Below are 7,201 nucleotides of genomic sequence, written 5' to 3'. Positions count from 1 at the left end.
TCCCGTAGGCATTCGGCTCGCGCTGCATCCCGCGGATGCTGCGTTGGAACTCCTTGCCGTAGCTACGGCTACGGCGCGTCGTTCCGCCTTGCCCCGCGGCCGCATCACGCGCCTCGGTGCACACGGGACTTCCGCGCCGGCACACTAGCGGTCGGCGGCCTGGAGCTTGACGAAGGGGGTGGGCGGGGTGAGCTCGTGCTCGGCCCTCAACTGGCCGCACGCCGCAGCGATATCCAGGCCGCGCGGCTCGCGCACGGTCACGTTGGTCTCCCGCCTCCGCAGCGCCTCCGCGAATCCGTGGACACGACGCGTCGGCGTCGGCCGCCAGTCCGGGCCGGGGATGGGGTTGTAGGGGATCAGGTTCACGTGCGCCGACACCTGGGCCGCCAGAGCGGCGAGATCCGCCACCAACTCCAGCGCGTCGTTCACGCCATCGATCATGACGTACTCGAAGGTGATGCGACGCTTACCGGCGGCGTTGAAGCGCAACAGAGCATCCATCAACACGGGTAGAGGGTACTTCCGCTCCAGCGGGACGATGCGGCCCCGAAGCTCCGGCCGCGGCGCGTGCAGCGAGAGCGCCAGGCGGAACTGCTCGGGGCGCTCGGCGAGCGCGAGGATGCCGGGGACCACTCCCACCGTGGACACCGTTATGCGGCGCGCGCCGACGCCGTAGGGGCCGTTGAGCAGATCCAGCGCGGCGAACACGGCGCGCTGGTTCATGAGGGGCTCCCCCATGCCCATGAACACGATGTTGGAGATGCCACCCGCGCCGTGCTCCAAGGCCCAGCGCCGCGCCCCGCGAAACTGTCCCACGATCTCGCCCGCCGTGAGCTGGCGCCGATAGCCGGACCACCCGGTCGCGCAGAACACGCACGCCATCGCGCAGCCGGCCTGCGAAGACAAGCACAGCGTCAGGCGGCGGTCGGCGGGTATCAGCACCGATTCCACCAACTCGCCGTCGGCCATGCGCCAAAGGTGCTTGACGGTGCCATCGAGTGATCGTTCGGCGCGCTCGAGCGCCGGCGCGTCGAACGCGAACGCTTCGGCGAGCGCCGCGCGCTCGGCCGCGGGCAGATCCGTCATCTCGGCGAACGCCGCGGCGTCCCTCTCGTACAGCCAACCGTGTGCCTGACGCGCCCGGAAGTCCGGCGCCCCGCGGCCGCGGAAGTGATCCGCCAGCAGATCGCGGGCAGCCGCCTCGGGCTGAGAAAGAAGGTCGATCGGAGTGGCGGAGTCGGGCACGTACTCAGAGCTCCAGGTGTCTCGAACAAACGCTCCGCCACGGGCCTCGCGGAGCGCGTCGCTGCATACGCCCTTGGCCCGGGGAGGGTCCACGGGCGTATCGAATTCCTTGATGGCTTTCGACGGCGCCTCTAACTTGAGCGGTCCTTGCGTCGGCCGCGCAGCGCGTCGTCGGCGCTTCGATCACCTGCGCACCGCATCCGTGCTGCTTTCCGACCTGCTGACCCCGGACCGGATAAAGGTCCCCCTGGAGGCCTCCGACAAGGAAGGCCTCCTGCGCGAACTCGTCGATCTGGTCGCGGTCGACAGCGACGAGCATCGGCGCCAATCGGTCCTGCGCGCGGTGCGCGACCGCGAGGCCGTCCTATCGACCGGAATCGGCAACGGCGTGGCGATTCCGCACGGCAAGTGCGGCGCGCTCAAGGAGCTGCGGCTGGCCGCGGGTGTCACGGAGGACCCCGTCGACTTCGACGCGCTGGACGGTGCCCCGGTAAGCCTCTTCTTCCTTCTCGTCGGGCCCGAGCAGGTGGCGGGTACGCACGTCAAGGTGCTGAGCCGGATCTCGCGGTTGCTGCGCAAGGACGAGCTGCGCCGCCGGCTCGCATCGGCGCGCAGCGCGGATGAGTTTCTCGAGACCCTGCGCGACCTCGAGGGGGCGTGAGTCCGGACCCCGAGGCCTCTCGACAGCGCGCGGGCAACGGTGGCAGCGCCGCCGCCATAGCATCCGGAGCCACCTCCATGCGCAGCCAGCGCGCTGGGGATCTGCGCGCGAAGCACGTGAGCGCGCAGGTGCGACTCGCCGGCTGGGTACACCGGCGCCGCGACCTGGGTGGGTTGGTCTTCATAGACCTGAGAGACCGATCGGGGCTCGTTCAGCTCTCTTTCGGACCCGCCTGGACTCCGCCGTCGGTGCTGGAGCGCGCTTCGGCGCTGGGCCAGGAAGTGGTGATCGGCGTGGAAGGGGTGGTGGAGCCGCGGCCCGAGGGCTTGGCGAATCCTGATCTGGCCACGGGAGAGGTCGAGGTGCGCGTGCAGGCGCTGGATGTCCTCGCGCCCGCGGACACGCCTCCGGTTCCGGTTTCCATAGGACCCGAAGACGAGCCGCCTGGCGAGGATCTGCGGCTTCGACACCGCTTCCTCGACCTGCGCCGCGCCGAGATGCAGCGCGCCCTGCGCGTTCGCCACTACGCCCTGCAGTCGGTCCGCCGTTATCTGACCGAGGCCGGCTTCTGGGAGATCGAGACCCCTCTGCTGGGGCGACCCACCCCCGAAGGCGCGCGCGACTTCCTGGTCCCCAGCCGCGTCCACCCCGGGTCTTTCTACGCGCTCCCCCAGTCGCCCCAGCTCTACAAGCAGCTGCTCATGGTGGGGGGCTGCGATCGCTACTTCCAGATCGCGCGCTGCCTGCGCGATGAGGCTCTGCGCGCGGATCGCCAGTTGGAGTTCACGCAGATCGACGCCGAGATGTCGTTCGTGGACGAGGACGACGTGTTCGCCGTGGGTGAAGCGATGCTGGCGAAATTGTGGCTCGACGTGCTGGGTGAGCGCCTGGACACGCCGTTCCCACGCATCTCCTACGACGAGGCGCTGGACCGATACGGGACCGACAAGCCCGACCTGCGCATCCCGCTCGAGATCGTGGACGTGACCGACGCGCTGGCCTCGGCCGACTTCCGCATCTTCCAGGCGGCCTTGGCCGAGGGCGGCCGCATTCGCGGATTGCCGGTGCCGGGCGGCGCGGCTCTCTCCCGCAAGCACTTGGATGGCCTGACCGAGGTGGCGCAGGCGGCCGGCGGGGCCGGGGCGCTCTGGGTCAAACGCACCGCCAACGGATTCTCCGGCCAGTTCGCCAAGGCGCTCGACGAGGACATCGGGTCGGCGTTCGCGGCGGCGTCCGGGGTAAAGGATGGGGACCTGTTCGTGGCCGTGGTCGGGCAGCTTACCCGCGACGCGGGAGCGTCCGGCGAGGCGGGCATCGAGGGCGCGCTCGACGCGCTGCGTCGCCACTTGGCGGATCTCCTCGACCTGCGGGAGCCAGGTCACAGCTGGGTGTGGGTGACGGACTTCCCGCTGTTCTCGTGGAGCGACGACGGGTCCCGCCTGGACGCGGAGCACCATCCGTTCACCATGCCCGCTGCGTCCGGCCTGGCCGCTCTGGCTCGGTGCCTGCCCGACGAGGGCCAGCCGGACGCGGCGGCCCTCGAGGCCCTCATGGCGGCGGGCCCCAAGTCGCGAGCATACGACGCGGTGTACAACGGCCACGAGCTGGCGAGCGGGTCCATCCGCGTGCACGATCCGGCGGTGCAGGAGGCGATCCTGCGCGTGCTTGGCATCGCGCCGGCGGAGGCTCAGGAGCGCTTCGGCTTCCTGCTGGAGGCGCTGCGCTACGGGGCGCCGCCGCACGGCGGGTTCGCGTTCGGCTTCGACCGTCTCGTGATGCTCATGTGTGGGCTCACGAGCATTCGTGATGTCATCGCGTTCCCCAAGACGGCCGCGGCGCGCGCGCTGCTCGAGGGCTCCCCCGCCGTAGTGTCGGAAGACGACCTCGCCGAGTTGGGCATTGCGGTAACCGGCAACACGCCTTCTGGGGAGGGGTAACAAGCGGCTTGGCCCGAGCGGAACCCGTGCGCGGGCCAGGACCCGAGAGGGGATGGCCGTGGAAGCAACGACGGTACAGCATAGGATCCCGACGGAGGGAGCGGACTTCCTCCTCCTGTCTGGGGTCAACGACCAACACCTTCAGGAACTCGCGCGGCTGACCGGCTGCCGGGTCGTCCTGCGGGGCGAGTATCTCATCCTGTCCGGAGCGCTGCCCGAGGTCGAGGCGGCGGCTCCGGCGGCGCAGAAACTGGTCGACAAGGCCCGACTGGGAATCCCGTTCGACGTGGGGGATATCCACCGAGCCGTGGACGCCGCCCCTGCGCAGGACTTCGCGCTCGGCGAGCGCGTGTCGGAGCTCCGCATCCTGCTTCCGGGGTCGCGCAAGATCATCTCGCCGCGCACCCCCGGCCAGCGCACGTACGTGGAAGCCATCGAGGCCCACGACATCGTCGTCTCCATCGGCCCCGCCGGTACCGGCAAGACCTACTTGGCGGTGGCGATGGCCGTGGACGCGCTGCTCAAGAACCGGGTGCGGCGCATCGTGCTGGCGCGTCCCGCGGTGGAGGCCGGGGAAAGCCTCGGGTTCCTGCCGGGCGATCTGCAGGAAAAGGTCGATCCGTATCTCCGGCCCCTGTACGACGCGCTGCACGACATGCTGCCCGCCGATCGCGTGCGGCGGGCGATCGACGATCGCACGATAGAGATCGCGCCACTCGCGTACATGCGCGGGCGCACGCTGGCGGACGCGTTCGTCATCCTCGACGAGGCCCAGAACGCCACCCAGGCGCAGATGAAGATGTTTCTGACTCGCCTGGGCGTGAACTCGCGCACCGTCATCACGGGCGACACGACGCAGATCGACCTGCAGAGCCGGGAGGAATCGGGTCTCCTGGAGGTGGAGCGCATCCTTACCGGCATCGAGGGCATCGAGTTCGTATACCTGGACGCCGTCGATGTCGTGCGCCACCGCCTGGTGCGCGACATCATCGACGCGTACGCCGCGGCCGACGACGCGGAGGTCGAGGATGACTGAGGCCCGCGCCGGGTGGCGCCTGCTCAGGAGGGCCATGAGCGAGCCACAGGAGTCGATCTGGCCGTGGGGGCTGGTGCACCACGGAGGCCGGCTCGCCCTGCTGGCGCTTACGGCGCTTCTTTTCCAGAACCTCTTCCCGGTCGCCCCGGCTCCGGACTTCCCGGTCCTGGAGCGCGGCATGGTCGCCGACGAGGACGTCATCGCCGAGGTCGCGTTCGACGTCCCCAAGTCGGGCCAGGAGTTGGCCGCCGACCAGGCGGAGGCCGCTGCGTCGGCCACCCCGGTGTTCGACGTGGTCCCCTCGTCGGTGGACTCGCTCACCATGGGGGTAGACCGCTTCTTCTCCTCCGTGGACTCGATCGTCGATGCGGCGGTCGACCCCGCGGCCCGCGACCGTGCGCTGGCGGCGCTGCTGTCCTCGTACCAGTTCGCGGCGACGGACCAGGTGGTGGCGCTGCTGGTCGCGCGCAATCGCCGCGACGGCGTACGGAGCGCCATAGACACCGCCGCCCGTCAGGATTTGCCGCGCGGCTACGCGGCCGCGGCGGAACTCAGCAGCCGCGCCAACAGGCCGCGCGTCCTCCTGCGAGACGGAGCCGATGAGCGCCTGGTGCCGCCCGACTCCGTCCGCACCGGCTCGGACTTCTTCGACGCCATTCCGCGATACATGCGCGCCCGCGGCGACGGCACCGCGGTGGCGTTCGCCCGGGAGGTCACGGTTCGGTTCTTCCAGCCGAGCATCCGCTTCAACGCCATCGCCACGGAGAACCAGCAGCAGCGCCTGCGGGCGGCGGTCCCCACCACCAAGGACCAGGTCCTGGCCGGCGAGCGCATCGTGGCGGCCCACGAACAGGTCGACGCGGCCGTGGTCGACAAGCTCGCGGCCTACCGTGGTCGCCTGGACGAGCTGGACCGGCTGGAGGGAAGCGGGAGCTGGTCCCGCCAGACGGGTCGCTTCCTGTTCGACGTGCTGCTGCTGGGGATGTTCGGCGTGTTGCTGTACTTCTTCCGGACGGCGGTATACACGGACCTGCGTCACGTCCTGGTGATCGCGCTCCTGACGCTGATTCTGGGCTCCGCGGCGTCCATAGTCGCGTCGGCCGGCTGGTCCATGATTCTGGTGCCGATCGCGCTGCCGGTGCTGATCATCGCGGCGCTGTGGGATGGCCGGCTGGCCCTCAGCTTCGCGCTGATCATGGCGATTCTGCTGTCCACGCAGGCGCCCTTCGTGGGGGTGTCGCCGCTATTCACCATGGTGCTGGCGGGCGCCGCGGCGGCGATGACGGTTCGGGTGGTCCTGCGTCGCTCGCAGACCTGGGTGTTCTTCTCGGTGATCGCCGCGGCCTATGCGGTCGCCGGCATCGTGCTGACGATGCTGCGCGGATTGCCCCTCGCGTCGGTGCTGGATGCGGTGGGCTGGGGCGCCGCGAACGCCGCGGGCAGCGCCGTCCTGGCGATGGCCTTGCTGCCCCTTTTTGAAAGTTACACGCGCATCACGACAGATCAGACACTACTTGAACTGAGCGATCTCAATCGACCGCTACTAAAGCGTTTGGCCCTTGAAGCACCGGGAACGTATGCGCATTCGGTCAACGTGGCGCACCTGGCGGAGACCGCGGCGCGGGCGATCGACGCCAACCCACTGCTGGCGCGGGTCGGGGCCTACTACCACGACGTGGGCAAGGTGGTCAAGCCGCAGTACTTCATCGAGAACCAGCCGCCGGGACGCAACCCGCACGACAGGCTGAAGCCGGCCACCTCCGCGTCGATGGTGCGCAACCACGTGCTGGAGGGAATCCGACTGGGAGGCGAGGGCAAGCTGCCGGATTCCGTGAAGGCGTTCATCAAGGAGCACCACGGTACGCAACTGATCAGCTTCTTCTACGATCAGGCGAAGGCGTCCGAGCCCGGGCTCGAGCCCGACCCGCGCGTGTTCCGCTATCCGGGTCCCACGCCGCAATCGCGCGAGACCGCGATCCTCATGCTCGCCGACTCGGTGGAATCGGCCACGCGCGTGCTGTCGGACCCGACGCCCGAGCGCATCCGGGGCGTCGTGGATCAGATCGTGGACGCCAAGATGAGCCAGCATCAACTGGACGAGTCCCCGCTCACGCTGGGGGATCTGCGCGCCGTGCGCGAGGTGCTCGTGACCGCGCTCAGCAACATGCATCACCAGCGCATCGACTACCCGAACGGCGTCCGCGCCGACGGGGCGGCCGCCAGGGAGGAGGACGACGGCGAGGCCGCGTCCGGCCCGGACTCGGAGGCCGCGAGCGCGGCGGGCGCGAAGGGCGGCGCGTCCGCCCCCGTGAGCGGGTAGGC

Annotated in this window: 5 protein-coding genes; 4 read left to right on the top strand and 1 reads right to left on the bottom strand. The window is 69.8% G+C overall.

Annotated features, from left to right (window positions below):
* Window positions 1-144: 144 nt before the first annotated feature.
* Entirely contained in the window at window positions 145-1,338 is a 1,194-nt protein-coding gene (gene rlmN / locus ABFS34_03610) for a 23S rRNA (adenine(2503)-C(2))-methyltransferase RlmN (GenBank protein ID MEN8374513.1), read from the bottom strand.
* Between the two features lie 43 nt (window positions 1,339-1,381).
* Here rlmN and ABFS34_03605 point away from each other — a divergent pair, with 43 nt between their 5' ends.
* The 4 genes from ABFS34_03605 to ABFS34_03590 are packed head-to-tail and all read left to right on the top strand — an operon-like array spanning window position 1,382 to window position 7,199.
* The gene (locus tag ABFS34_03605; GenBank protein MEN8374512.1) at window positions 1,382-1,906 is read left to right on the top strand and encodes a PTS sugar transporter subunit IIA; all 525 of its coding nucleotides are present in this window, start codon (window positions 1,382-1,384) and stop codon (window positions 1,904-1,906) included.
* Window positions 1,903-3,843 carry an aspartate--tRNA ligase gene (gene aspS / locus ABFS34_03600; protein ID MEN8374511.1) on the top strand — a complete coding sequence of 647 codons (1,941 nt, stop codon included), beginning with the start codon at window positions 1,903-1,905 and terminating at the stop codon, window positions 3,841-3,843. Before ABFS34_03605 ends, aspS begins: the two co-directional genes overlap by 4 nt.
* A gap of 52 nt (window positions 3,844-3,895) precedes the next feature.
* The gene (locus tag ABFS34_03595; protein ID MEN8374510.1) at window positions 3,896-4,879 is read left to right on the top strand and encodes a PhoH family protein; all 984 of its coding nucleotides are present in this window, start codon (window positions 3,896-3,898) and stop codon (window positions 4,877-4,879) included.
* A gap of 34 nt (window positions 4,880-4,913) precedes the next feature.
* Window positions 4,914-7,199 carry an HDIG domain-containing metalloprotein gene (locus tag ABFS34_03590; protein MEN8374509.1) on the top strand — a complete coding sequence of 762 codons (2,286 nt, stop codon included), beginning with the start codon at window positions 4,914-4,916 and terminating at the stop codon, window positions 7,197-7,199.
* Window positions 7,200-7,201: the final 2 nt, after the last annotated feature.

This window comes from Gemmatimonadota bacterium (assembly GCA_039715185.1).
GTDB lineage: Bacteria > Gemmatimonadota > Gemmatimonadetes > Longimicrobiales > RSA9 > DATHRK01.
This window is presented reverse-complemented; position numbering and strand designations above follow the sequence as displayed.

Bases quoted from the DNA above. Each gene is read 5' to 3' on its own strand.
- ABFS34_03595 (MEN8374510.1), top strand. From the start codon at position 3,896: ATGGCCGTGGAAGCAACGACGGTACAGCATAGGATCCCGACGGAGGGA.
- ABFS34_03590 (MEN8374509.1), top strand. From the start codon at position 4,914: ATGAGCGAGCCACAGGAGTCGATCTGGCCGTGGGGGCTGGTGCACCAC.